Origin of the sequence: Leifsonia sp. NPDC058230 (assembly GCF_042882245.1) — a bacterium.
GTDB lineage: Bacteria > Actinomycetota > Actinomycetes > Actinomycetales > Microbacteriaceae > Leifsonia.
In genome coordinates this window covers 687,361-712,047 of the sequence record NZ_JBHVWM010000002.1, presented here as the reverse complement: position 1 = coordinate 712,047, position 24,687 = coordinate 687,361, and the positions used below count along the sequence as shown (strand labels likewise).

The window sequence follows — 24,687 nt, the reverse complement described above, 5'->3', positions numbered from 1 at the left end:
CGGCCACGTAAGCCGGAAACGCGGTGACCGCCGTGGTCTATGAGTGGGTGATGCTCGGTGTCGGCCTCCTGCTGACCGTCGGAACCGGCTTGTTCGTCGCCAGCGAGTTCGCTCTCGTCAACCTCGATCGCGGTGAACTCGAAGCACGTCGTGCGCGTGGCGAGACGCGGTTGTCGATGACCATCGCCGCGCTGAAGATCACCTCGACGCACCTGTCGAGCGCCCAGCTCGGCATCACGCTGACGACGCTGCTCACCGGCTACACCATGGAGCCCGCGATCAGCTCGCTGCTGAGCGGTCCCCTGACGGGGATGGGGATTCCGGAGGCAGCCGTCTCGCCGATCGGAACGACGGTGGCGATCATCGTGGCGACTCTCCTGTCGATGATCCTCGGCGAACTCGTGCCCAAGAACTTCGCGCTGGCACTCCCGATCGCGACCGCGAAGCTGGTGATCCCGTTCCAGACGATGTTCACCGTCGTGTTCAAGCCGTTCATCGCGCTGCTCAACGGGACGGCGAACGCTGTGCTGCGGCTCTTCGGCATCGAGCCCAAGGAGGAACTGTCCGGCGCGCGCACCGCAGAGGAGCTGTCGTCGCTCGTGCGGCGCTCGGCGAGCGCCGGGCTCCTCGAGGAGGACACCGCGACGCTGCTCAGCCGGACGCTCGCGTTCTCGAGCCGCACGGCCGCCGATGTGATGACCCCGCGTCCGCGCATCTCGACCGTGCAACGGAGCGAGTCCGCGCAAGCGGTGATCGATCTCGCCCGGAGAACCGGATACTCGCGCTTCCCGGTCGTGGACGAGGACATCGACGACATCGTCGGGATCGTGCACATCAAGCAGGCCGTCGCCGTGCCGCGGGCACGCCGCTCCCGCGTCCCCGTCTCCGCCCTGCAGACCGACGCTCTGCGGGTTCCCGAGACGATGATGTTGGACACCCTGCTCGGCGAACTCCGCGCCCGCGGCTACCAGATGGCGATCGTGGTCGACGAGTACGGCGGCACCTCCGGCATCGCCACGCTCGAGGACCTTGTCGAGGAGATCGTCGGCGAGGTGGCGGACGAACACGACCGCACGCGTGCCGGCGTGGTGCGCGGGCGCGACTCCTTGACGTTCCCTGGCATCCTGAGACCCGACGAACTGCAGGAGCGTGCCGGTGTGACAGTGCCGGAGGACGGCCCGTACGAGACGGTCGCCGGATTCGTGATGAACGAGCTCGGCCGCCTGCCGGTCGTCGGCGACGAGGTGCCGATCGACGGCGGCACGCTGCGGGTCGAGCGGCTCGACGGACGGCGGGTGGACCGCATCCGGTACACGCCTGACCCGGAGCGGGCGGGGGAGGTCGACCATGAGTGACTGGGCGGGCATCGTCTGGCTTGTCGTGCTCCTGCTCGTCAACGCCTTCTTCGTCGGGGCCGAGTTCGCGGTGATCTCCGCTCGACGGTCGCAGATCGAACCATTGGCCGAACGCGGCAAGCGGAGCGCGAAGACCGCTCTCTACGCGATGGAGCACGCGACTCTCATGCTGGCGACGACCCAGCTCGGCATCACGGTCTGTTCGCTGCTGATCCTGAATGTGTCCGAACCGGCCATCCACCACCTGCTGGAGGGGCCGTTGCACCTGACCGGCTGGCCCGACCAGGTGATCGGGACCATCGCGTTCATCGTCACGCTGGTGATCGTCTCGTTCCTGCACGTCGTGTTCGGCGAGATGGTGCCGAAGAACATCTCGTTCTCGATGCCCGACCGGGCCGCCCTGCTGCTGGCGCCGCCGCTCGTCGCGATCGGCCGCGCGGTGCGCCCGATCATCGTCGCGCTGAACGCGAGCGCCAACGGGGTTCTCCGCCTGTTCCGGGTGGAGCCCAGGGCGGAGGCGGCCAGCACGTTCACGCTCGACGAGGTGGCGACCATCGTCAGCCAGTCGACACGTGAAGGCGTGCTGACGGACCACACCGGAGCCCTTACCGCTGCGTTCGAGTTCACCTCGAAGAAGGCACGCGACGTCGCCGTCGGACTGGGCTCACTCGTTGGCCTGCCGCCGTCGCCCACTCCGGCCGATGTCGAGAAGGCGGTCACCAAGCACGGATTCTCGCGCTACATCGTGCCGGATGCCTCCAGCGAGCCGACGGGTTACCTCCACCTCAAGGATGTGCTCGACCTGGAGGAGACGGGCTTCGAGCTGCCCGTGCCGGCCAAGCGCATCCGTCGTCTCGTCACGGTCTTCTCCGACAGCGACCTCGAGGATGCGCTGGCGACGATGCGCCGCTCCGGCGTCCACCTCGCGCGCGTCGTGGATGCGGAGGGCGAGACGACCGGGGTGCTCTTTCTCGAGGACATCATCGAGGAGCTCGTCGGTGAGGTCCAGGACGCGACCCGACGGGCCTAGGTGCGCTGAGCTGTCAGTGCCAGCGGGCGCGCAGGTACTGCGCGGGCCAGTAGTCGAGGTCCACTCCGAGTTCGTGCGCGGCACGCAGGGTGAAGTGCGGGTCGCGCAGAGCCTCGCGGGCGAGCATCACCGCGTCGGCCTTGCCACGTTCGACGATGGCCGACGCCTGCTGCGGGGTCGTGATGAGGCCGACGGCGCTGACCTCCACTTCGGCTGAGCTTCGCACGTGGGCCGCGAAGGGCACCTGATAGCCCGGTTCGAGCGGGACGCGGATGCCCGACTGGATGCCGCCGGAGGAGATGTCGAAGAAGTCGGCTCCTGCCTCTTCGGCCCAGCCCGCCACCGTCGCGGTCTGCTGTTCGTCCCAGCCACCCGGGGTCCAGTCGCTGGCCGAGAACCGGATGAAGAGGGGGACGCCGTCGCCGACCTCGGCACGGACCTCCTCGACGACGCGCAGCATCAGCCGGGCGCGGTTCTCGAGCGAACCGCCGTACTCGTCGCTGCGGTGGTTGGCGATCGGAGAGAGGAACTGGTGCAGGAGATAGCCGTGTGCCGCGTGCAGCTCGATCACCCGGAATCCGGCGTCGACCGAACGGCGAGCGGCCGCGCGGAAGTCGCCGACGATCTTGTCGATGCCGGCGAGGTCGAGTTCGTTGGGCTCGTCATCGTCGCCGAACGGGATCGCGGAGGGCGCGACGGTGCTCCATCCGCCCTCCTCGATGGGGACGGATCCCGTGCGGTCTTCGAAGCCCCAGGCCGGCCATGTCGAGGCCTTGCGGCCGGCGTGCCCGAGCTGGATGCCGGGCACCGCGCCCTGGGAGGCGACGAACGCGACGATCGGCTTCCACGCATCCCGCTGCTCGTCTGTCCAGATGCCCGTGTCGCGTGGGGAGATGCGTGCCTCGGGGCTCACGGCCGTCGCCTCGCTGAACACCAGACCGCTGCCGCCGACGGCGAACGACCCGAGGTGCACCAGGTGCCACTGCTGGGGGATGCCCGAGTGGTCGAGCACCGAGTACTGGCACATCGGCGAGGTCCAGATGCGGTTGCGCACGGTGACGTCGCGGAGCGTGAGCTGGTCGAAGAGCGTGGGCATGAAGCAGAGTCCTATCGTGGTGCCGGTCGTGGCGGAGGGGCACCAGAGGCACCCCACCTTCTCTCAAGCTGCGAGCGTCTCCAGATATGCCCGGAGATCGGAAGCCGTGGTGAAAACGTGTCCCGCGATGCCGAGCGCCTCTGCGCCTTGCACGTTGACGTCTTTGTTGTCGATGAAGACCATTTGCTCGGGAGTGATTGCGAGTTCGCTGAGTACGACCTCGAAGATGTCGGCGCTCGGCTTGATGGTGCCGAGCTCGCCGCTGACGAAGACCTGCTCGAAGAGGTCGCCGAGAGTCCCGTGCCGGAAGTACGAGCCGAAGTCGCGCCCCGCGTTCGAGAGCAGCGCCATGCGCGTTCCGCCGTCGCGCAGGTCGATCAGCACGTCGAGGGTGTCGTGATCGATGCTCAGCCAGCTGCGGAAATCGGCGAGCCAGAGACGGTGCACCTTGGCGTCGCCCCAGTGCTCGCCGAGTTCGCGTTCGATGCCGCGCCAGTACTCCTGGATGGTCAGCGTGCCCTGGTCGAGCGCGTCACGGTGACGCCAGTACGCAGGCCAGAAGACCTCCGCCTCGCCGCCGGCGATCTCGGTCAACTGCAGACGGTCGGCCTCGGTCGGAGTGGCCGAGATCACCTCTCCGTAGTCGAACACGATGACCTTGCCGGGGATGCTGATGCCCATGCCGCTGTCCTCTTTCCGTCGTTTTCAACCTATCGTGAAGGCAGGGGCGAGGATGCGCGGAGCGGAGAAACTGTGGAGAACTGGCAGAGCTGGGGCCGTGTGGAGTCCGCTCGGTGGATCGCGGTGCCGACGGAGTCGAGCGACAAGTACGCGCGCGGCGTGCTCGGCGTCGTCACCGGGTCGGACCTGTATCCGGGCGCTGCTGTGCTCGGGGTGGAGGCGGCCGCCCGCACCGGTCTCGGCATGATCCGCTATCGCGGCGCGCAGCGCGCGGCCGACTTCGTGCTGCACAGGAGGCCCGAAGTCGTGACGGCGCCCGGGCGGGTGCAGGCGTGGCTCGTCGGCAGCGGGATGGATGCCGGATCGCGCCCTCAGGATGATGCCGTGCGTTTGAAGGCGGCCGTGAGCGACGGCACCCCGATCGTCATCGACGCAGGAGCCCTCGACCTGGTGCCGCAGGCCACGGGTCCGGTCGTCATCACCCCGCACTATCGCGAACTCGCCGGGGTTCTCGCCTCCAGAGCGGACGACGATCCGGATGCGGTCACAGCGGACGACATCGCCGCCGACCCGGGCGGCTGGGCGGCTCGGGCGAGCACCATCCTCGGCGTCACCGTGCTGCTGAAAGGTCACACGACGTACGTGGCGAGCCCCGAGGGCTCGAGGTTCGCGGTGACCGCGGGTCCGTCCTGGCTGGCTACGGCCGGCAGCGGGGACGTACTGGGCGGCGTGCTCGGTGCGCTGCTGGCCACGCACGCCCGCGAGCTCGCCGGCGGAGACGCATCCGTTCTCCCGTCCCTGGCCGCGACCGCCGCGTATCTGCACGGGCGCGCGGGCGCGCGGGCGTCGTCCGGCGGACCCATCGTGGCACTCGACATCGCCGAGGCCCTGCCCCAGATCGTGCGTGAGACGCTCGACCGGCAGGACTGACCGCTACTTCTCCAGGTTGAGCAGGAACTCGACCGACCCCGTCTTCTCCACTGTGACGAAGCCGAGGTCAGGCGCATCGACGCCGAAGTCGGCGAACGTGATCGGGATGCTCCCGCTCAGCTGACCGGCATTTCCGTTGAGGCCCACCTGAAGCTCCACGGTGACCGGTTTGGTGACTCCGTGCAGGGAGAGCTCGCCGGTGGCCTGCAGGGTCTGCACGTCGCCGGGTTTCGGCGTTCCCGTCGCGGTGACGGGCTGCGTCAGGGTGAACGTGGCCTGAGGGAACTTGTCGGTCTGCAAGGCGCTCGAACGGAAGTAGGCGTCGCGCGCCGGTTCATCCGTGGCGATGCTTCCCACCTCGACGGTCACCTTCGCCTGCGTCAAGGTGAGCCCGTCGACCGTGAGGTCGCCGGACACCTTCGAGGTGCGGCCGGTGACCGTGACATCGACGCCGTTCAGCACCTCTTTCAGCCGATAGCCCGCGAACGAGTCGGCGCCCACCTTCCACGTGCCGCTGAGGTCGGCCGTGTCGAGCGTGGTCTCAGCCTTCGGGTCGGCGGTGAGCGCGACCGTCGGCACGGCGGCAGGAGGGCCGGAGACGAGGTCACGGTATACGTACGGCCCGGCGATGGCGGCGACCGCGCCCACCACGACGACACCGGCGATCACGCCGATCCAGATCTTCGACGACGTGCGCACTGGTGACATGCCATCGACAGTATGCATTGGTCATGGCGGCTTGCTGGGAGTTCACGATGGTCGTTCTGTGAAGCGTTGCCGCGTATCCGGGGCCGCTACGATGGGCGACTATGGGGAACGATCCGGCACCGAATCCGGCGCCGGAAGGCACGAGCACGCTGGGGCGGCTGGCGGCCAGCCCGTTCAGCCTGTGGATCGCGTTCCTGGCCGTGCACATCCTGGTCGGCTTCCTCGGCCTGCACTCGGTCGGGATGCCGCTCGGCGACGTCTTCCTCGTCTACAAGCCGTGGGCGCAACTGGCGGCGCAGGGAACCTCGATCGTCGGCATCGACACCGACTGGGTGTACCCGATCATGGCCATCGTGCCGGTCATGCTGCCGCTCCTCCTCGGCCCCGACAACTACACCGGCGCGTGGCTGACGATGGTGCTGCTGTTCGATGCGGCCGCGTTCGCCGTGCTGATCATCGGGCGGAATCCCCGCCGCATCAGAGCTGCGTGGTGGTGGCTCGCCTTCCTGGCGCTCCTCGGCCCGATCGCGGTCGGCCGCCTCGACTCGGTCTCGGTCGCCCTCGCGATCATCGGCCTGCTCTGGCTGACCATGAACGAGCGGGTCGCCGTGGTCGTGCTGGCCCTCGCGACCTGGATCAAGGTGTGGCCGGCGGCACTGATCGCGGCCGCGATGATCGCGCTCAGGTCGCGCTGGCGCATCCTCGGCGTCGCCGCAGTCACGAGCCTCGTCATCGTGATCGTCGCGCTGGTCTTCGGGTCGGGGATGCACGTCGTCAGCTTCATCACGATGCAGACCGGCAGAGGCCTCCAGATCGAGGCGCCCGTCAGCACGATCTGGATGTGGCAGGCGGCCCTGCACGTGCCGGGCTCGTTCGTCTACTACGACCGCGAACTGCTCACGTTCCAGGTGACCGGTGACGGAACGACGACGGCGAGCTCGCTGATGAGTCCGCTCCTTGCCGTCGCGGTCGTCGTCGTCGTACTGATCGGCGTGCGAGCGGTCCGTGCGGGCGCACGCGTCACGCGCATCCTGCCGGAGCTGTCGCTGGCGCTGGTCGCCGCCTTCATCGCCTTCAACAAGGTCGGGTCGCCCCAGTACGTCGCCTGGCTGGCGGCGCCCGTGCTGATCGGGCTGGTCTACCAGGGGCGGGGCTTCCGCACCCCGGCGATCCTCGTCGCCGTGACGGCAGCGCTCACTCAGGTCATCTACCCGTTCTTCTACGACGCGGTCCTCTCCGTTCAGCCGGCGATCATCGCGGTGCTGACCGTGCGCAACGCGATGTTCTTCGTCATTCTCGGATGGGCGGTGGTCGCACTGCTGCGGGGCGCGCATCCGTCGGACAGCGAGCGCGATGCCTTGCCCCAGGGGGTGTGGCCGTTCAGGTCGCAGCCGGTCGCACAAAAGGTCTAGACAGAAGCGAAGACCGGTGGTGGCTGGCTAGGCTGGAGGCAATCGTTCGAAGAGCAAGGAGGAACGATGCTCGTTGCATTCTCAGTCGCCCCGAGCGGGGGCGAGGGGCAGCCCGACGCGTCCGTTCACGACGCCGTGGCCGCGGCGGTTCGCGTCGTCCGCGAGTCCGGCCTCCCGAATCACACCGATGCCATGTTCACCACCATCGAAGGCGAGTGGGACGAGGTCTTCGAGGTCATCAGACGGGCGACGGATGCGGTGGGGCGGTTCGGAACGCGCGTCTCGCTGGTGCTGAAGGCCGACATCCGGCCTGGCTACACCGGTGAGCTCACCGGCAAGGTGGAACGGCTCGAGGCCGCGCTGGAGGGGTCTGAATAGTGGGCGGCGACAGCTGGGGCTGGGTCGTCGCCTCGGTGGTCTGGCTCGGCTGGCCGATCATCGTCCTGATCATCGTGCTCGTGGCGGGCCCGCTCCTCGGCGCCGTCGTCGTCGCGATCGTGGTCGCGACGAGCCGTTCCCTGCGCCCAGGGGAGGCGCGCGGCGGCCAGGATGTCGAAGACGAGCAGCCGGCCGAGGCGTTTCCGGAACTCTTCGCGACGTTGGCGCCCGATCGAAACGATTCGATATAAGCTGACGCGGTGACCCTGACTTCTGACGGGCCGACGAAGACGTCGTCGGCCCGTATTCGTTTTGCGCTCCTGGCGCTCGCCCTCGGTGGATTCGGCATCGGCTCGACGGAGTTCGTCGCGATGGGGTTGCTGCCCAACATCGCTCACGACCTGTTTCCGGCGCTGTACGCGTCCGCCCCGGCCGAGGCGAATGCCCAGGTGGGCTGGGCGATCTCGGCCTATGCACTCGGCGTCGTCGTCGGCGCTCCGACCATCGCGGCGTTCGCTGCCCGGCTTCCGCGCAAGCAGCTGCTGCTCTGGCTCCTGGTGGCGTTCACACTCGGCACGATCGCCTCGGCACTCGCCCCCACTTTCCCGCTGATCCTGCTCGCCCGTTTCCTGAGCGCGTTGCCGCACGGCGCGTACTTCGGGATCGCATCCCTCGTCGCCGCGTCGCTGATGGGGCCGGGAAAGCGTGGGCAGGGTGTCGCGTTCGTGCTCTCCGGGTTGACGATCGCGAACGTGATCGGCGTTCCGCTCATCACCTGGCTGGGTCAGGTGCACGGGTGGCGTGCCGCCTACCTCGTGGTCGCTGGGATCTTCGCGCTGACCTTCCTCGCGGTGGCGCTGCTCGTGCCGTGGCAGCCGGGCGATCCGAACGCCACGATGGCGAACGAACTGAAGGCGTTCACACGACTGCAGGTGTGGCTCGCGTTGCTGATCGGAGCGGTCGGCTTCGGCGGATTCTTCGCGGTGTACACCTACGTCTCGCCGCTGGTGACCACGGTGACCGGGCTGAACGAGTCCGCGGTGCCGTTGGTGCTCATCCTGATCGGCATCGGGATGACCGTCGGCAACCTGTTCGGCGGCTGGATGGCCGACCGCGACCTCAAACGCGGCATGCTGCTGTTCTTCGCGCTGCTGCTCATCGGGTTGGCCGCTCTGTTCTTCACAGCGGCGACCGTGCCCGGTCTGCTGATCTCGCTGTTCGTGATCGCGGCGGCCTGCGCGGCGCTCTCGCCGACCATCCAGACCCGGCTGATGGATGTGGCGCACGACAGCCAGTCGATCGCGGCGGCGCTGAACCACTCGGCTCTCAACATCGCGAATGCGGCCGGGGCGTTCCTCGGCGGTCTCACCATCGCGGCCGGGTTCGGCTATTTGTCGCCGATCGTCGTCGGTGCAGCACTCTGCATCGGCGGAATCGCGCTCGCGCTGGTCGCGTTCGGGATCGACCGCTCGCGTCTGCGCCGGGGCGTCGACACCGGCGTCGTGCACGCCCAGCACCCCGAGCCCCTCCCCATCGACTGACGAGCTCCGCTCGCCCCACCGAGCTCCGCTCGCCCCACCGAGCTCCGCTCGCCCCACCGACGAGCTCGCGAGTACACGCAAAATGCCCTCAAAACGCTGTTTTGAGGGCATTTCGCGTGTACTCGGCGGCTTGCGCGACCGGGCGTGAGTGAGGTGAGTGCGGTGAGCGGGCGGGGGCGGGGTCAGTCGCCCTGGAGGAGGATGCCGTCTTGGATGGCTCGCTTGCGGAGGGCGACCTTCGTGCCCACGTCGTAGCCGGCCACGCGGTACTTCTCGCGGATCCGCTTGAGGTAGCTCTTGGCGGTCTCATCGGAGATGCCGAGCTGGAAGGCCACCGCCTTGACGGGCTCGCCCGCGCCGTACAGCGCCATCACGCGGCGCTCCTGCGCGCTCAGCTTGGGGGCTCCGCCGACCTCGCCCGCGTTGAGCGCCAGGTCGAGTTCGGCCGAGATGAACGACTCGCCTTTGCTGGCTGCGCGGATCGCCTCGACGATCATCTCCGCGTCCTCGCTCTTCACGAGGTAGCCCAGCGCGCCGGCCGCCAGCGCCTCGCGCACCACCGCGGGCTCCGAATACGTGCTCATGAGCACCGTGCGAACGCCCGTGGTCTTGAGCGTCGAGAGCTTCAGCGAGACCGGGATGTTGTCCTTCAGGTCCAGGTCGAGAAGCACGACATCGACCGGGAATTCGGGGCTGGTCAGCAGCTCCGGCCAGGTGGCGACTGCAGCGACCATCCGGATGTCGTCCGCGGCGTTGCGGATCCATTCGGTCAGGGCGCCGAGCAGCATCTTGTGATCGTCGACGATCGCGATTCTGATGGGGGATGCCTCACTCACGTAAGTGCCTTTCTAAGCTCTCGGGGACCGACTCCCGTGTCCTGCTAGAAGTCAGCCGGATTGTGACTCAGGCTGTCGATCTCGATCCGGAGCGTCGAACCTGAGAATGATTCGACGTGCCGGCCCACCTTTCTGATAGCTTGCCACGCCGCGGGGTCCACCCCGTTTCGCGGCACACCGGTGGCCGAGATCACGATAGGCATTCTGGCACCCGCAGAGGGGTCAAGGGCATCTGGCGCGCTGGGACGGATCAGGTCCAGTTGCAGAGTGCGGGTCTGCACCGCTCCCTGGCGCACCGGATCGCTGATCAGCAGCCAGACCGCCGTGAGCAGACCGTCGCGCTGGTCGCGGGTGAGGAGTCCGGCGAGACCCTCGGGGTCGTTGAGGGTGACGGAGGGGCCGAGCAACGCCGATTCGGTGATCGCGTGGTAGAGCCAGGTCTCCCGGCGCCCCTGGATGAGGTGAAGCCGCAGCTCGGTGGCGATCGAGGCGGCGGCGGATGCGGTGGCGTCGTCGAGCGGGAGCGGTGTGCGTCCCGTGGCCACCCCGTCGAGCAGCCGTTCGGCCGCGAGGTCGAGTCGCGCGAGTTCCTCGGACGCCATCATGCCGACGGCGTACGGAGGCGCGCTCACCGTGCTCTGCACCTGCACGAGGTCGAGCTCCAACTGGACGAGGGTGCGCAGCGAGCGGACGATCTGGACGCCGAGGAGCGGAGGAGCGACCGAGAGCGCGATCGTCACGAACGCCGGCCCGAGTGCGGAGACGTCGTGCTGCCCGCGGAGGGCGAATGCACTGGCCAGGGCGACGCCCAGGATGACCGCCGGAATGACGATGTCCCGCGGAGGTCGCACCGGTGCGCAGAGAAGCAGGGCCGAGCCGACCGCGACGGCCGCGGTGAGGGGTGCTCCCGCATCTCCGGCGCTCCACGTGCCCGTGATGTCGAGTGCGACCACCAGCGCCCACAGCACGAGGGCGCCGTAGAACAGCCAGTCGGGGAGTTCGCCGGGCATCCGGGGATGCAGGATCAGCGCGACGACCAGGGTCGCGATCAGCACGGCCCAGGCCGCGAGGCTCAGCGGGAGAACCGTGTAGGAGCCGAGATTGAGCGTCATCACCACGAACTGGTAGGCGATGAGCGCGAGTGCTGTCACATTGAAGCCGACGTCCAGGCGGGCGCGGCCGAGGGCATCCCGTTCGCTGGTCGTGCTGGCGGTCGCCGAGGTGGGGTGCGGCAGCGTCTGCTCGGGGATGCGCGTCACTTCGGTACCTCCAGGACGACCGTCGTACCGGAGCCGGGCGACGAGAACAGACGGGCGTTGCCTCCGATGTCGCGGAGCCGGGCCACGATCGACTCGGTGTACCCCAGCCTGCCCTCCTCGATGGTCGCCACGTCGAACCCCTTGCCCGCGTCGGTCACCATCGCGCGCACCGTGGTCTCGTCGTCGGTGATCGTCACGTGCGCCTCGCTCACGCCCGAGTGCCGGCGCACGTTCTCCAGGCATTCGGCCAGGGCCAGGAGGAAGTCGTCGAGCACGTCGCTCGGCAGCAGCACCTGACCGGTGCCGTGCCAGTTGACCTCGAGGCCCATGCGCCGAAACCGCTGCTTCACCGATTCGAGGGTGTTGCCGAGTGTGGACTCCTCGACCGGTTTGAGTTTGTAGTCGCCCGACGATGTCGGGTCGGGGGTGAAGCCGAGGCGGAGCTGACGGAGCAGTGCAGCATCCTCGGCCGCCTGTTCGCGCAGAGCGGCGACGCTGACCCCGACACCCGAGTGGGCGAGCAGGGTGAGCGTCGCGAGCACCGTGTCGTGGAGGAGCCGGGCGCCCTGACGGCGACGCGCCTCGGTCTCGCTTGCCTGCCGTTCGACCCGGTACGCGCGGCTCATCGTCGAGATGCGTTTGAGCGTTCTCGGAACCGTGCGGGAGAGCCAGACGCCGGTAGCGGTGAGCGCGATCCAGCCGGCGATCGTGAACAGGAGCGGCTCCCAGAGTCGCGACCCCGTGACCATCAGGGTGAGCGAGACGGTCGCCAGAGTGACGAGTCCGGCGGCACCCAGCAGTATGAGGCGCCGCGTCGACGTCACGGACAGGATCGACACGCACGGGATCGCGGCGCCCGCCAGGATGCCCGCTGCGCTGAGGGCCGCCGGGTTCAGCGGGACCGCCGGCAGCAGGTTGAGCAGGATGAGCGCCACGCCGGCGATCACGATGGTCACGATCCACGGCGTCACGTGCTGCGAGGTCAGCTGGAACTGGGCGTAGGCGAGCCCGGCGAGCAGGACGACGGAGGCGAGATAGAGCGGAAGTGGCAGCGTTCCCGGGATGCTCATGCAGAACAGAGCGGTCGCGGTCGCGGTGAGCCCGACATTGCGCGCCGTGACGGAGAGAAGGCGATCACGCTCCTTCTGGATGCGCGACATGGTCCTCCGATCCGTCAGCTCTGGAACAGACGGCGCAACTGCTCGCTCACGGCATCGTTCTCGATCAGAAAACCGTCGTGTCCGAAATCTGACTCTATTACCACCGGAGCGTCACCGTCGATCGTGTCGGGCAGGTGTCGCGCGATCTCCTCCTGCCCTTCGACTGGGAAGAGACGGTCGCTGTCGATGCCCACGACGAGTGTGCGGGCCGTCACCCGGGACAGCGCGTCGGCGACACCGCCCCTGCCCCGACCCACATCGTGCGAGTTCATCGCGTGCACGAGGGTGATGTAGCTGTTCGCGTCGAACCGCCGGGTGAACTTGTTGCCGTGGAAGTCGAGGTAGGACTCGACGGCGAACCGGCCGTCGGCGCCGAGCGGGCTGATCTCGCTCTGCCAGGTTCGTTCGAAACGGTCGTTGAGCTCGGAGGGGCTGCGGTAGTTGAGCAGGGCCATCCGGCGGGCGAGGGCGAGCCCCTGGTGGGGTCCTTCGCCGTCGCCCGCGTCGTAGTAGAGCCCGCCGCGGAACTTCGGGTCGGTTCGCACGGCCTCGATCTGAACGGAGTTGAGGGCGATCTGGTCGGCCGTCGTCATCGGGGGAGCGGCGATCACCGCAAGCCGTTCGACGCGTTCGGGGTAGGTCACCGCCCACTCGAGGGCCTGCATCCCGCCCATCGAACCGCCGACGACGCCCGCCCAGCGGTCGATGCCGATCGCGTCGGCGAACGCGGCCTGCGCGTTGACCTGGTCCCGGATGCTCGTGAACGGGAACCGCGGACCCCACTCCGACCCGTCCGGCGCGATCGAGGCGGGGCCGGTCGTCCCCTGGCAGCCGCCGAGCATGTTCGGCACCACCACGAAGTACCGGTCGGTGTCGATGGCGCGTCCGGGGCCGACGATCCCCTGCCACCAGCCGGGGGTGGGCTGGCCAGGACCGGCGCTCCCGATCACATGGCTGTCGCCGGTGAGCGCGTGGAGCACCAGCACGGCGTTGTCGCGCTCGGGGGAGAGGGTGCCTGCCGTCTCGTAGGCGACGCGCACGAAGGGGAGGCTCTCGCCGCTCTCGAACTCGAACGCTCCGATCCCCGCGAACTGCCGTGCGCCGACGGGGTCGCTCTCTTTCCATGCGCCGCTGGCCGGCGGCTTGCCGAGGAGCGACCGCGCTTGCGCCTCCGTGATGAAACTCGACGGGGCCGTATCGGCGGATGTCTGCCACTCCATGACTCAATTGTGTCGGAGTGGGTGATGTGGCGTGACCGTGTTACGCGTTCGGGTCATCGGCGTCGTCGTGGACGCCTCTGCGCTCCCGCTCCTCCCGGAGGTGTCTCGTGCGGTCGTTGAGGTAGTTGACGATCGTCGCGCTCGCCGTTCCGACGATGGCGACGCCTCCGATCATCAGCAGCACGGCGAGGATCCTCCCGGGCACGGTGATCGGGTAGTAGTCGCCGTATCCGACCGTCGCCATCGTGACGCACGCCCACCAGATCGCGTCGCCGAAGCTCGTGATGTTCGCATTCGGAGCGTCGCGTTCGACCGAGTACTCGGCGAGAGCGATCACGTAGATGAACAGGACAACGAATGAGGCGGCGATGATGATCACCCGACGCCTCAGATGCATCCCCGTATTACCTCGAAGCGCCGGCACGCGCTGCAGATCGGCCACGAGCCGGAAGGGGCGCGCGAGCGGAATGAGGATCGAAGCGAGATCGACGGGATTCGCCCGGACGAAAGCCCACTTCTTCGGGCTGAGCACGAGGCGCACGACGTAGTCGACGACGAACGACACCCACACCAGTACGAGCACCACGACCAGCACCGTATTGAGAGTGCGGGGCATGCGCGGTTCGAGGACGAGCCATGAATAGCAGACGAGAAAAACGAGAGACGCGCCGATGAGGGGCCAGATCGTGGCTCGCTCCCAGCGCTGGATCGCACCCTCCTTGCCGGCCATGTCAGTCGCCGCGCACCTGCAGGTCGCCCTTGTGGAACCGGTACGGCGCGGCCTGGGCGACCGGCTTGATCACGATGAGGTCCAAGTCGACGTGGCGCGGGCGCTCGAGTGCGTCGACGATGGTGGCGGCGATGTCTTCCGCCGTGAGCGGCTCGGGGACGTTCTCGTAGACCGCGTCGCGCTTCGCCTTGTCGCCGCCGAACCGGACCAGCGAGAACTCCTCGGTCGCCACCATTCCGGGTGCGACCTCGACGACACGGATCGGCTCGCCATTCAGCTCGAGCCTCAGTACCTCGGTGAGAGCGTGCTCGGCGAACTTCGACGCGTTGTAGCCGCCGCCGCCGACGTAGGCGGTGTGTCCGGCGATCGAGGTGACGTTGAGGATGTCCGCGTGCCCGCTCGCCGAGGCTCCCGCCCGCAGCAGGGGGAGGAGAGCGCTGATGACCCGCTTGGTCGCGATGACGTTGACCTCGTACATCCACACCCAGTCGTCGGTCGCCGACTTCTCCACGGAGTCGAGACCGCGTGCGCCGCCGGCGTTGTTGACGAGGGCGTGGATGGGCCCGGTCGCCTCGAGGTGCGCTCGCAGCGCATCCACGTCGTCCTGCTTGGTCAGGTCGGCGACGAAGGTGCCGGCGCCGGTCTCGTCGGCGAGCTCCCGGAGCCGATCGGCCCTCCGGGCGACGCCCACGACGTCCCACCCGTGAGAGCGGAACAGGCGGACGGTCGCCGCCCCGATCCCAGAACTCGCACCCGTCACAACCACACGCTTCGTACTCATGGTTCCCATTGTGGCCGAGGATGCGCCGGTTACGCCTTGTTGCGCGCGCATTGTGGGCGCGGGTGCGCGAGCATAGCCTGCTCGAAGGAGAAAGTTCGCCCGGCGGTAGCAGACCAGCTCGCCCCAGCATCCACCCGAAGGAGTACAGCCATGACCGACGCCGCCGACTGGCAGTTCGAGACCAAGCAGATCCACACCGGCGCTGCGCCCGACCCCGTGACCAACGCGCGGGCCACGCCGATCTACCAGACCACGTCGTACGTGTTCAACAACGCGGAGCACGCCAAGAACCTGTTCGCGCTCGCCGAGTTCGGCAACATCTACACACGCATCCAGAACCCGACGCAGGCCGTCGTCGAGGAGCGCGTCGCCGCGCTCGAAGGGGGCACCGGCGCCCTCCTCGTCGCCTCGGGCCAGGCTGCCGAGACGTTCGCCGTGCTGAACATCGCGCAGGCGGGCGACCACATCGTCTCGTCCAGCTCGATCTACGGCGGAACGTACAACCTCTTCAAGTACACGCTCGCCAAGCTCGGCATCGAGACCACGTTCGTCGAGAACCAGGACGACGCCGAAGAGTGGCGCCGCGCAGTGCGACCGAACACCAAGCTGTTCTTCGCCGAGACGATCGGCAACCCGAAGATCAACATCCTCGACATCTCGCTCGTCGCCGACATCGCGCACGACGCCGGCGTTCCGCTGATCGTGGACAACACGATCGCGACGCCGTACCTGATCCGCCCGTTCGAGTTCGGCGCCGACATCGTCGTGCACTCGGCCACCAAGTTCCTCGGCGGTCACGGCACGGTCATCGGCGGCGTCCTGGTCGACGGCGGAACCTTCGAGTGGTCGAAGAATGTGGAGAAGTTCCCGGGCCTCACCGAGCCCGACCCGTCGTACCACGGCGCGAGCTACACGACCGCGGTCGGAGACGGCCTGGCGTACATCATCAAGGCCCGCGTGCAGTTGCTGCGCGACCTCGGCTCGGCCATCGCTCCGGCCAGCGCGTGGCAGCTCATCCAGGGCATCGAGACGCTCTCCCTCCGCGTCGAGCGCCATGTGCAGAACGCGCAGGAGATCGCCGAGTACCTCGAGAACCACCCGGACGTCGCCACGGTCAACTACTCGGGCCTCCCCACCAGCCCGTGGTACGCGGCGGCCAACAAGTACTCGCCCAAGGGCGTCGGTGCCGTGCTCTCGTTCGAGCTCAAGGGCGGGGTGGATGCTGGCCGCGCATTCGTCGACAACCTCAAGCTCTTCAGCCACCTCGCGAACATCGGCGACGTGCGCAGCCTGGTGATCCACCCGGCGTCCACCACCCACTCGCAGCTCACGCCCGAGCAGCAGCTCACGGCGGGCGTCACGGCCGGCCTCGTGCGTCTCTCGGTCGGTCTCGAGAACGTTGCCGACCTCAAGGCCGACCTCGAGGGCGGCCTCGCCGCAGCCCGCGCCGTCGTGGAGGCCGCCCGGGTCTGACCCCGGCGTCCCACGCGTCGACCCGCGTCACAGAGGGGTCGCAACACGCCGTGACGGCTTGCCGTCACACGGCGTGTTGCGACCCCTCTTCGCGTGTGAGCCCGTCGTGGACCGAGGTCAGACGACGCGGTCGACGGCCGCCTCGACGGCGGGCTCCGCATCCGCGAACGCCAGCTTGGGCACGAAGAAGAGCAGCACGGCGGCGACGAGCGCGCCGACACCGCAGATGGTCCAGACCAGCATGTAGCCGAACAGGCTGGCGGCGGACGCGGTCACGGTCGCTGCCCCGGACAGGAGCACCACGCCGAACACGGCCGACGCGAACGACCCGCCGATCGTCTTCGTGGTGTTGGTGAGGGCGGTGGCGATCCCGGTCTGGCCACGAGGTGCGGCGGCAGCGGCGGCCGCAGGCAGTGCGCCGACCAGCGCCCCCGATCCGATCCCCGCAACCGCCATGTTGGTGAACACCTGCCAGGTCTCCTGATGGAACGGGAGGAAGAGCAGGTAGCCGATCGCCACGAGGAACGAGGCGGCGATCAGTGTCACCCTCGGCGTCAGCCGCGACGAGACGAGGGGGAACAGGAGCGCCCCGACGATCATCGAGATCAGGTACGCGCCGATCAGGATGCTGCGCTGACCTGCGGAGAGCCCGAGACCGTATCCGTTCACCGGGTCGGTGCCGGCGAACGTGCTGAGCGGGGCCTGCGCGCCGAGCAGGCTGATGCCGATGAGGCCAGCCGTCAGCTGCACCGGCCACATGTTGGGACGCCGGAGCACTCGCAGGTCGATCGCGGGGTCTTCCTGCTTGAGCTCGTATCTCCCGAACGGGATGAAGGTCAGCACTCCCACGACGATGAGCGCCCAGACCCACCAGGTTCCGACGCCGTTGATCCGCAGGAAGGTGAGCCCCGAGGTGATGAGCAGGAGGCCGAGGGTGAGGATGCTGAAGCCCACCGCATCCAGACGACGCCCGGGGGTCGGCTCGGACTCCGGCACTCCGAAGAGGATCGCGAAGAAGACGATCGTGACGGCGATCGCGGGCACGATCAGCGTGAGGGTGACGTTGCCGCCGAGCGCCTCGAAGAGCAGACCCGCGCCGACGGCACCGAGGATGGCGCCGAGCTCGAGAGCGACGACGAGGAGACCCGCGGCCTTGCGGGTCTGGGAGGCGGCCGTGCCGGTGCGCCGTCCGCGGTCGAAGATCAGCGCCACCTCCAGCGGAAGCCAGACGACGTAGAAGCCCTGCAGGGCGAACGCGACGAGGAAGGTCACGAAGTTGCCGGAGAATGCGAGGGCCCACGTCGACAGCGCGGTGAGCACCGTCGCGATCAGCAGGATGCGCTTGTGCCCGAACATGTCGCCGAGCTTCGCGAGCACCGGGACGACCAGGGCCGAGAGGAGGAGTTGCGCGGCCTCGAACCAGTTGTAGTCGGCGTCGTGGATGCCCAGATGCTTGACGATGTCCGAGATCAGCGGCACGTAGTAGCCCTGGAGGATGCCGCTCGTCAGCTCGACGAAAGCGAGCCAGCCGATGAGGCCGGCAGTGACCCCGATGGTCACAGCGCCGCGGCGGGAAGTGGGGGTGCGGGCGCCCTCAGCGCGCGTCCTCTGTGACGTCATTTGTGGATGCTAACACCCGCGCGGCCCCGGTACGGTAGAGGGATGGCCAGCGAACTCGACGACTCAGGCTCCACCGTTCTCGCCGAGACGGAGCGGGAGGTTCTCGGGTGGCTCGAATTCGGTGAAGCCTCACGTCATCTCGCCGGCGAGGTCGTCGAATCCGGCTTCGAACCGGATGTGGTCGTCGCGATCGCCCGCGGCGGTCTCCTCCTCGCCGGAGCCATGTCGTACGCGCTCGGAATCAAGACCTGCGGCGCCCTCAACGTCGAGTTCTACACGGGCGTGGATGAGCGACTGCCCGAACCCGTCGTGCTGCCGCCGCTGCTCGACGAGGCCGCTCTCGCCGCGAAGCGGGTGCTGCTCGTCGACGACGTCTCCGACTCCGGTCGCACCCTCGCGATGGTCGTGGACCTGATCGCCGCATCCGGCGCCGAGGTGCGCACCGTCTGCCTCTACAGCAAGCCCCGCACGGTGCTCGAACCCGACTTCATCTGGCGCCGCACCGATCGCTGGATCACCTTCCCGTGGTCGGCCCTCCCGCCCGTGACCGCCGGCGAGTAGCCGCCGTTCTCCGCCACAACGGGAAACGACCGTGCCGAAGACGCTCGCCGAACTGGCCGCCGACGGGTCGATGGATCCCGGATGGGCTGCCGCCCTCGAACCCGTCGCCAACCGCATCGCCGACATGGGGTCGTTCCTCCGTGGCGAGGTCGCCGCGGGCCGGCACTACCTCCCTGCGGGGCCGAACGTGCTCCGCGCCTTCCGCGCACCGTTCGACGACGTGCGTGTCCTGATCGTCGGCCAGGACCCGTATCCGACCCCCGGGCATCCGATCGGTCTGTCCTTCGCGGTCGAACGGGATGTGCGCCCCCTGCCGCGCAGCCTGCAGAACATCTACAAAGAGCTGCGCGACGACCTCGGCACCGTGTCTCCTCCCCACGGGGACTTGAGCGGGTGGTCGCGGCACGGGGTGATGCTGCTGAACAGGGTGCTGACGGTGCGGCCGGGGGAGCCGGCCTCGCATCGCGGCAAGGGCTGGGAGCCCGTGACCGAGCACGCCATCCGGATGCTGGTGCAGCGAGATCGGCCGTTCGTGGCCATCCTCTGGGGCCGGGATGCGTCGACGTTGAAGCCGATGCTCGGGGGGACTCCGGTGATCGAGTCCGCGCATCCCAGCCCGCTCTCCGCGTCCCGCGGCTTCTTCGGATCGCGGCCGTTCTCGAGAGCGAACGCACTGCTCGAGAAGCTCGGCGAGAAGCCGGTCGACTGGTCGCTGGAGCCTCTGCTCCCGGCCTCGTAACCCCGCTGAAACGCGCGGCGGCGTAGGCTTGTCGACGTGCTTGAAGAGGAATACCAGACGCGCCGCACGCTGCCACCGCACCTGCGCAAGGCGGAGCCCGCGCCGGCGCCGTTCGAGTACAGCATCCGGGATGCCGAACCCGCCGATCTGCCCTGGATCCGCGAGATCTACAACCACTACGTGGCCAACAGCACCGTGACCTTCGACGAGGATGCGATGACCCTGCGCGAGTGGAAGTCCAAGTACGCCTACCTGCACAAGCTCGGCATGCCGTTCATCGTCGCCGTCTCGCCGAGCGGACAGATCCTCGGCTACGCGCTGGTCAGTCCCTGGAAGCAGAAGCGCGCATACCGCTTCACCGTCGAGAACTCGATCTACCTGGGCGCCGCATCCACCGGCAAGGGGCTCGGACCGGTGCTCATGCAGGCGCTGATCGACCGCTCGAAGGCGGCGGGTCTCAAGGAGATGATCGCCGTCATCGCCGACAAGGGCGCCGAGGCCTCCATCAAGATGCACGAGAACTTCGGCTTCACCGAGATCGGCCGGATGGGCCGCGTCGGGTACAAGTTCGACCGCTGGCTGGGCACGATCCTGATGCAGAAATCCCTCAAATAGCGTCGCAGTGTCACTAGTGTGTCCTGCGTGACTTCACTGAGCCCCGACCAGGCACCGGCCGCCCCCGCCGCCGCAACCGCTGCGACGCCCGCGAACCTGCCCCTGCGCAAACGACCCATCGACATCTTCTTCATCTGCGTCTTCTCGCTGTTCATCGTGACGTGCATCATCAGTGACGCGATCCCCACGCTCGGCATCCCGCAGACGGCGACCACCACGAACCTGTTCGCGCAGTGGAACTACACCTATTCGTCGCAGTACGACCCGCTGTACCAGAACCCGCCGATCTGGCTGCGGTTCATCACCGGGACGTCGGCGTTCATATACCTGCCGTTCTATGTGCTGCTCGTCATCTGCCTGTCGAAGGGCTACAACTGGATCCAGCTGTACGCCGTGATCTACGCCACGATGATCATCAGCCTCACCGGCATCCCGATCTTCGGTGTCGAGTTCTTCGGCGACGCCGCCCAGCGCACCCCGCAGCCGTTCATCTTCCTGCTCTACAACGGGCCGTACGTGCTGGTTCCGCTGCTGCTGCTCATCCGGATGCGCAAACCGATGCCGTTCACGCGCAAGTTCTGATCCGTCCCGCCGCGCCGGGGCACACCGCCGCACGGTCAGGCGTGCTTGCCGCCGAGCTCGAGCAGACCGACGCCGGCGATGACGAGCAGGATGCCGCCGAGCTGCACCCAGGTGAGCGACTCCTTGAAGAAGATCCACGAGATCAGCACGATGGCGACCACGCCGACGGCCGACCAGATCGCGTAGGCGATCCCGAGGGGCACCCCGCGGCTGAGCGATTGCGAGAGCGCAGCGAACGATGCGACGTAGCCGACCACGACGATGACGAACGCCCACCACTTCGGGCTGTCGCCGGAGGTGAACTTCAGGAACGCCGTCGCGACCACCTCGGTGGCGATCGCGATGGCGAGGAATAGGTACCCGAGCATGTGCAGGTTGCTCCCGTCGGCCGGCGCACGCCAGGCTCAGAACAACGGTACCGAGGAAGAGGGCGACGGATGAGCGAAACAGCCGACACGGAACGCGGGGCTTCACGGGTGCGCCAGTTGCGCATCGTCGTCGAGGCGGAGGACTACGAGGCGGCGCTCGCGTTCTACCGCGATGTGCTCGGACTCCCCGAGCAGGAGTCGTACTCCGGCGAGGGAGGCGCCGAAGTGGCCATCCTCGACGCCGGACGCGCGACTCTGGAGATCGCGAATCCGGCGCAGAAGGCGATGATCGACGAGGTCGAGGTGGGCAGGGCGGTCGCGCCGCACATCCGGCTGGCCTTCGAGGTCGGCGACAGCCGCGGTGTCACAGCCAGTCTCGTCGCCGGGGGAGCGGAGCTGATCGCACCGCCGACGCTCACGCCGTGGAACTCGCTCAATGCCCGGCTGGCGGGCCCGGCGGAGCTGCAGCTCACGATCTTCCAGGAGCTCGCGGATGAGAGCGGGCCGGGCGCATCCTGAGGGCCGCCTATGGTCTTCGCCTGTAAGCCATCAGGAACCCGCACGCGGCGAGACGGCCGACCTACAGTGAAGACACCGTCATCGACGGCCCAGCATCATCGACGGCCGGTTCAGTGCTCAGAATCCGAGCGAGAGCCGGCCGCACGAGGCAGATGAACAATCGTGGCCGGGAACCCCGTGGGGTCCCCGGCCACGTCCATTCTCAGACGGTCAGTTCTTCGGGGTCGCGCGGCGCAGGATGTAGAACCCGGCGACGGCCGAGATCGCTGTCGGCACCAGCATCCACGCCACCACTCCGACCGGCCCCATCGCCATGAACCACTCGCCGACCGCCGGCCAGTTGTTCGTGAACGTGACGAGAGCGACCAAGCCGACGATGAGGAGCACGAGGATGGCCGCTGCGATCAGCAGACCGTTCACCCGCCACCGCATGAACAGGGTCCCCGCCGTCGCACCGACGAAGAAGAAGAACAGCATGGCGACGAAGACGATGAAGAGCCTCGCGAAGAATCCGCTGTCACCGAAGTAGATGGAGGTGAACAGGTGCCCGCCGAGGCCCCATCCGCCCGTCCACTCCTCGACCGCCGACAGCACGGTGAACCCGATCGCGTAGCCGGCCGAGAGCAGCAGGAAGGTCAGGGATGCGCCCAGCCAGAAGTCACGGCGTGTCACGCTGTAGCCGAGTGCGAACGGGAACGTCATTCCGATCACCTGCACGCCCACGACGAGCATGTAGACGAAGATGTAGAACGCTCCGCCGCTCCACTGGGTGCCCTCCATGGCCTTGGCACGGTCGGCGACCGGCGCCGCGCTGTAGATGATCCACCAGATCAGGTAGTTCACCAGCCAGATGAAGCCCATGATCATCAGGGGCACCCAGATGGTCGTCGACTTATTGACGAGGTTCAGCCTGACGACGCGCCAGATGCGGTGCGCGGAGGCGGGGGCGGTTCGGAGATTCACCGTCTCCGGGGCGATGGCGGTCATGCGCTCTGCTCGAATTCTGTCGCTCGGACGTTGGTCTTGCGGACGATGAGTTGCTGCAGGGAGACGGGGGAGAGCTCGAGGCCGGCGGCCGCGGCTTCCACCCGCTGGGCCGGGCTGAGCGCGCCGACCGTGACGGAGGCGAGTCCGCCGATGCCGTCGCGGTGCAGCACGTCGAGCCCGGTGACGAAGCTCTCGACGGCGGAACGCTGGCCGACCACGGTGGTGGCGGAGGTGCGCATCTCCTCGGCGTCCTCGTCCATCAGGATGCGTCCCTGGTCGATCACGATGACGTGCTCGAGCAGGTTGGCCACCTCGTCGATCAGGTGGGTCGAGAGGATGACGGTGCGCGGATGCTCGGCGAAGTCCTCGAGGAGGCGATCGTAGAAGATCTGCCGGGCCACCGCATCCAGCCCCAGGTACGGCTCGTCGAAGAAGGTCAGGGGAGCGCGCGAGGCGAGCCCGACGATGACGCCGACGGCCGAGAGCTGGCCGCGGGAGAGCTTTTTGATGCGGCGGTTGAGCGGCAGGCGGAAGTCGTCGATGAGCTGGTCGGCGAGATCCTGATCCCAGTTCTCGAAGAACCAGGGTGCGCTGCGGAAGACGTGCTTCGGCTGGAAGTCGTCAGGGTAGCGCTGGCTCTCCTTGATGAAGCAGATGTTCTGCAGGATGCGGGCGTTCTCGACGGGCCGCTCGCCGAACACCCGGATGTCGCCCGTGGTGGCGAAGTCCTGGCCGGTGAGCAGCTGCATGATCGTGGTCTTGCCGGCGCCGTTGCGGCCGAGGAGACCGTAGATCTTGTTCGGCTTGACGGTGAAGCTGACGTCATCGATCGCGGTGAACGATCCGAAGCGCTTGGTGAGCCCTTCGACGTGCACGGCGGGGGCGATGGACGTCGGCGGCTGTGCTGTCGCGGTGCGGGCGGCACTCATGCGCTGACTCCTTCCTTGGTGATCATTTCGGTCAATTGCTGCGGGTCGATCCCGAGCTTCGCCGCTTCGGCGAGCAGGGGTCGGAGGTATTCGTCGCGAAACGCGTCGCGCCGTTTGACGATGAGACGCTCGCGGGCGCCTTCGGCCACGAACATGCCGATTCCTCTCTTCTTGTAGAGAATCCCGTCGTCCACGAGGAGGTTGACACCCTTGCCTGCGGTGGCGGGGTTGATGCGATAGAAGCTTGCGAACTCGTTGGTCGAGGGCACCTGTGTCTCGGTGGGGTAGATGCCGTCGATGATGTCGTTCTCGATCTGTTCGGCGATCTGCACGAAGATCGGCTTTCCTTCTTCGATCATCCGCACCTCCCTCGGCTCAGCTAACCTCGTCGGTTAGTTACTCATGTAACTAACCAACCAGGCCGCACGCGCCGTGTCAAGCCCCAAACGGCTAGACGACGTTGATGGTGACGTCGTCGAGGTAGAGCAGGAGGGCGACGATCACGGCGAGGCTGCCGGTGACCGCGAGGAGAGCCGGGTGGGCGAGACCGATGAGCATCCGGTGCGTGCGCGGCTCGTCGGCGAGGAAGGTCTTCGGGATGCGCGTGCGCACGGGCCGCGCCCGCCACCCGCGAAGCCGGGACAGGAACCACGCATAGCGGAAGATCAGCAGCAGCCAGAGGAACAGGACGACCACCGGGGTGACGCCCACGAGCAGCTTGAGCCCGACGCCGAGCGTGTCGATCTCATTGTTGTCGCCCTCGGTCTGCAGCTGCGAGGCGATCGTCGCGCTGAGCACCACGGAGAGGGTCCAGGCGACGAAGGCGAAGACGTAGGCCGCGAAGCGCCCGAAGAAGTGACCGAGAACGGACTCGCTGCGCCTCAGGTGCGAGTGCGGTGTCTGGCTGAGCACGATCACCGTTGCGGTGAAGGTCGGGACGACGGCGACCACGACGATGCCGACCACGATCGACCCGTGCCAGTTGTAGTGGTCGGCCGGAACGAGGAGCAGGATCCAGAACGCCGCCCAGATCCAGCCCGCGGTCAGCGCGTGCTCGACGAGCCAGACCGGGTGCTTCTCCTCGAATCGGGCGACGGCTTTGAGAACGGAGCGCCGCGCCACAACCTGCTCGACCGGCTCCCGCTCCTCCATTCGATCACTGTACTGCCCGGCGACT

At 67.8% G+C, this 24,687-nt stretch carries 28 protein-coding genes; 13 read left to right on the top strand and 15 right to left on the bottom strand.

The window, feature by feature from the left end; genetic code table 11:
* Positions 1-50 precede the first annotated feature (50 nt).
* Positions 51-1,355, top strand: coding sequence for a hemolysin family protein (locus ACFVV0_RS09035; RefSeq protein WP_387061792.1), 1,305 nt, complete (start codon positions 51-53; stop codon positions 1,353-1,355).
* Positions 1,348-2,385 (top strand): hemolysin family protein, encoded by a 1,038-nt coding sequence (locus ACFVV0_RS09030; protein WP_387061311.1) that lies wholly within the window; start codon positions 1,348-1,350, stop codon positions 2,383-2,385. The genes ACFVV0_RS09035 and ACFVV0_RS09030 overlap by 8 nt, the downstream gene beginning before the upstream one ends.
* A gap of 13 nt (positions 2,386-2,398) precedes the next feature.
* Here the strand turns inward: ACFVV0_RS09030 and ACFVV0_RS09025 are convergent, their stop codons facing one another.
* On the bottom strand, positions 2,399-3,481 hold the full coding sequence (locus ACFVV0_RS09025) for an NADH:flavin oxidoreductase/NADH oxidase (protein WP_387061309.1): 1,083 nt from the start codon (positions 3,479-3,481) through the stop codon (positions 2,399-2,401).
* Positions 3,482-3,544: 63 nt separating this feature from the next.
* A complete protein-coding gene (locus tag ACFVV0_RS09020) occupies positions 3,545-4,162 on the bottom strand; it encodes an HAD family hydrolase (protein ID WP_387061307.1) in 618 nt (205 codons plus the stop codon).
* A 72-nt stretch (positions 4,163-4,234) separates the two neighbouring features.
* On the opposite strand from ACFVV0_RS09020, the gene ACFVV0_RS09015 reads away from it, so the two are divergent.
* Positions 4,235-5,092 (top strand): NAD(P)H-hydrate dehydratase, encoded by an 858-nt coding sequence (locus tag ACFVV0_RS09015; RefSeq protein WP_387061304.1) that lies wholly within the window; start codon positions 4,235-4,237, stop codon positions 5,090-5,092.
* 3 nt (positions 5,093-5,095) lie between these two features.
* On the opposite strand, the gene ACFVV0_RS09010 is transcribed toward ACFVV0_RS09015, so the two are convergent.
* A complete protein-coding gene (locus ACFVV0_RS09010) occupies positions 5,096-5,800 on the bottom strand; it encodes a YceI family protein (protein ID WP_387061301.1) in 705 nt (234 codons plus the stop codon).
* A gap of 101 nt (positions 5,801-5,901) precedes the next feature.
* Between ACFVV0_RS09010 and ACFVV0_RS09005 the strand changes: the two genes are divergently transcribed.
* The 4 genes from ACFVV0_RS09005 (at position 5,902) to ACFVV0_RS08990 (ending at position 9,131) form a co-directional block, all read left to right on the top strand.
* Positions 5,902-7,212, top strand: coding sequence for a glycosyltransferase 87 family protein (locus ACFVV0_RS09005; protein ID WP_387061298.1), 1,311 nt, complete (start codon positions 5,902-5,904; stop codon positions 7,210-7,212).
* Positions 7,213-7,278: 66 nt separating this feature from the next.
* The gene (locus ACFVV0_RS09000; protein ID WP_387061295.1) at positions 7,279-7,590 is read left to right on the top strand and encodes an MTH1187 family thiamine-binding protein; all 312 of its coding nucleotides are present in this window, start codon (positions 7,279-7,281) and stop codon (positions 7,588-7,590) included.
* Positions 7,590-7,841 carry a hypothetical protein gene (locus ACFVV0_RS08995; protein ID WP_387061293.1) on the top strand — a complete coding sequence of 84 codons (252 nt, stop codon included), beginning with the start codon at positions 7,590-7,592 and terminating at the stop codon, positions 7,839-7,841. Before ACFVV0_RS09000 ends, ACFVV0_RS08995 begins: the two co-directional genes overlap by 1 nt.
* Positions 7,842-7,850: 9 nt before the next feature.
* A complete protein-coding gene (locus ACFVV0_RS08990; protein WP_387061290.1) occupies positions 7,851-9,131 on the top strand; it encodes an MFS transporter in 1,281 nt (426 codons plus the stop codon).
* 182 nt (positions 9,132-9,313) lie between these two features.
* Here the strand turns inward: ACFVV0_RS08990 and ACFVV0_RS08985 are convergent, their stop codons facing one another.
* From ACFVV0_RS08985 to ACFVV0_RS08960, 6 genes are read right to left on the bottom strand one after another with little or no spacing between them, the layout of a single operon-like run.
* Positions 9,314-9,967: a response regulator gene (locus tag ACFVV0_RS08985; RefSeq protein ID WP_387061287.1), complete on the bottom strand. Its 654-nt coding sequence runs from the start codon at positions 9,965-9,967 to the stop codon at positions 9,314-9,316.
* Between the two features lie 44 nt (positions 9,968-10,011).
* Entirely contained in the window at positions 10,012-11,226 is a 1,215-nt protein-coding gene (locus tag ACFVV0_RS08980; RefSeq protein ID WP_387061285.1) for a hypothetical protein, read from the bottom strand.
* A complete protein-coding gene (locus ACFVV0_RS08975) occupies positions 11,223-12,386 on the bottom strand; it encodes a sensor histidine kinase (protein ID WP_387061282.1) in 1,164 nt (387 codons plus the stop codon). The genes ACFVV0_RS08980 and ACFVV0_RS08975 overlap by 4 nt, the downstream gene beginning before the upstream one ends.
* 14 nt (positions 12,387-12,400) lie before the next feature.
* Entirely contained in the window at positions 12,401-13,606 is a 1,206-nt protein-coding gene (locus tag ACFVV0_RS08970; RefSeq protein ID WP_387061279.1) for a homoserine O-acetyltransferase, read from the bottom strand.
* 40 nt (positions 13,607-13,646) lie between these two features.
* The gene (locus ACFVV0_RS08965) at positions 13,647-14,336 is read right to left on the bottom strand and encodes a potassium channel family protein (protein ID WP_387061276.1); all 690 of its coding nucleotides are present in this window, start codon (positions 14,334-14,336) and stop codon (positions 13,647-13,649) included.
* 1 nt (position 14,337) lies between these two features.
* Positions 14,338-15,117, bottom strand: a complete 780-nt coding sequence (locus ACFVV0_RS08960) for an SDR family oxidoreductase (protein WP_387061274.1) — start codon at positions 15,115-15,117, stop codon at positions 14,338-14,340.
* A gap of 150 nt (positions 15,118-15,267) precedes the next feature.
* Between ACFVV0_RS08960 and ACFVV0_RS08955 the strand changes: the two genes are divergently transcribed.
* Positions 15,268-16,590, top strand: a complete 1,323-nt coding sequence (locus ACFVV0_RS08955; RefSeq protein WP_387061271.1) for a bifunctional o-acetylhomoserine/o-acetylserine sulfhydrylase — start codon at positions 15,268-15,270, stop codon at positions 16,588-16,590.
* A gap of 117 nt (positions 16,591-16,707) precedes the next feature.
* On the opposite strand, the gene ACFVV0_RS08950 is transcribed toward ACFVV0_RS08955, so the two are convergent.
* Positions 16,708-18,210 carry an MFS transporter gene (locus ACFVV0_RS08950; RefSeq protein ID WP_387061268.1) on the bottom strand — a complete coding sequence of 501 codons (1,503 nt, stop codon included), beginning with the start codon at positions 18,208-18,210 and terminating at the stop codon, positions 16,708-16,710.
* Between the two features lie 42 nt (positions 18,211-18,252).
* Between ACFVV0_RS08950 and ACFVV0_RS08945 the strand changes: the two genes are divergently transcribed.
* From ACFVV0_RS08945 to ACFVV0_RS08930, 4 genes are read left to right on the top strand one after another with little or no spacing between them, the layout of a single operon-like run.
* The gene (locus ACFVV0_RS08945) at positions 18,253-18,771 is read left to right on the top strand and encodes a phosphoribosyltransferase (protein WP_387061265.1); all 519 of its coding nucleotides are present in this window, start codon (positions 18,253-18,255) and stop codon (positions 18,769-18,771) included.
* A gap of 31 nt (positions 18,772-18,802) precedes the next feature.
* A complete protein-coding gene (locus tag ACFVV0_RS08940; protein ID WP_387061262.1) occupies positions 18,803-19,510 on the top strand; it encodes a uracil-DNA glycosylase in 708 nt (235 codons plus the stop codon).
* Between the two features lie 36 nt (positions 19,511-19,546).
* Positions 19,547-20,125 carry a GNAT family N-acetyltransferase gene (locus tag ACFVV0_RS08935; RefSeq protein ID WP_387061259.1) on the top strand — a complete coding sequence of 193 codons (579 nt, stop codon included), beginning with the start codon at positions 19,547-19,549 and terminating at the stop codon, positions 20,123-20,125.
* Positions 20,126-20,152: 27 nt separating this feature from the next.
* Entirely contained in the window at positions 20,153-20,707 is a 555-nt protein-coding gene (locus ACFVV0_RS08930; RefSeq protein ID WP_387061256.1) for a DUF2781 domain-containing protein, read from the top strand.
* Positions 20,708-20,742: 35 nt separating this feature from the next.
* Here ACFVV0_RS08930 and ACFVV0_RS08925 read toward each other — a convergent pair whose 3' ends face one another.
* Complete coding sequence (locus tag ACFVV0_RS08925) at positions 20,743-21,075, bottom strand: DMT family transporter (RefSeq protein WP_387061253.1); 333 nt, start codon at positions 21,073-21,075, stop codon at positions 20,743-20,745.
* A gap of 69 nt (positions 21,076-21,144) precedes the next feature.
* Between ACFVV0_RS08925 and ACFVV0_RS08920 the strand changes: the two genes are divergently transcribed.
* Positions 21,145-21,594: a VOC family protein gene (locus ACFVV0_RS08920; RefSeq protein WP_387061250.1), complete on the top strand. Its 450-nt coding sequence runs from the start codon at positions 21,145-21,147 to the stop codon at positions 21,592-21,594.
* A 210-nt stretch (positions 21,595-21,804) separates the two neighbouring features.
* Here the strand turns inward: ACFVV0_RS08920 and ACFVV0_RS08915 are convergent, their stop codons facing one another.
* The 4 genes from ACFVV0_RS08915 to ACFVV0_RS08900 all read right to left on the bottom strand — a co-directional run bounded on the left by ACFVV0_RS08915 (position 21,805) and on the right by ACFVV0_RS08900 (position 24,662).
* The gene (locus ACFVV0_RS08915) at positions 21,805-22,581 is read right to left on the bottom strand and encodes a hypothetical protein (protein WP_387061247.1); all 777 of its coding nucleotides are present in this window, start codon (positions 22,579-22,581) and stop codon (positions 21,805-21,807) included.
* On the bottom strand, positions 22,578-23,510 hold the full coding sequence (locus ACFVV0_RS08910; RefSeq protein ID WP_387061244.1) for an ABC transporter ATP-binding protein: 933 nt from the start codon (positions 23,508-23,510) through the stop codon (positions 22,578-22,580). Before ACFVV0_RS08910 ends, ACFVV0_RS08915 begins: the two co-directional genes overlap by 4 nt.
* Positions 23,507-23,869 (bottom strand): GntR family transcriptional regulator, encoded by a 363-nt coding sequence (locus ACFVV0_RS08905; RefSeq protein WP_387061241.1) that lies wholly within the window; start codon positions 23,867-23,869, stop codon positions 23,507-23,509. The genes ACFVV0_RS08910 and ACFVV0_RS08905 overlap by 4 nt, the downstream gene beginning before the upstream one ends.
* 91 nt (positions 23,870-23,960) lie before the next feature.
* Complete coding sequence (locus ACFVV0_RS08900) at positions 23,961-24,662, bottom strand: hypothetical protein (protein WP_387061238.1); 702 nt, start codon at positions 24,660-24,662, stop codon at positions 23,961-23,963.
* Positions 24,663-24,687: the final 25 nt, after the last annotated feature.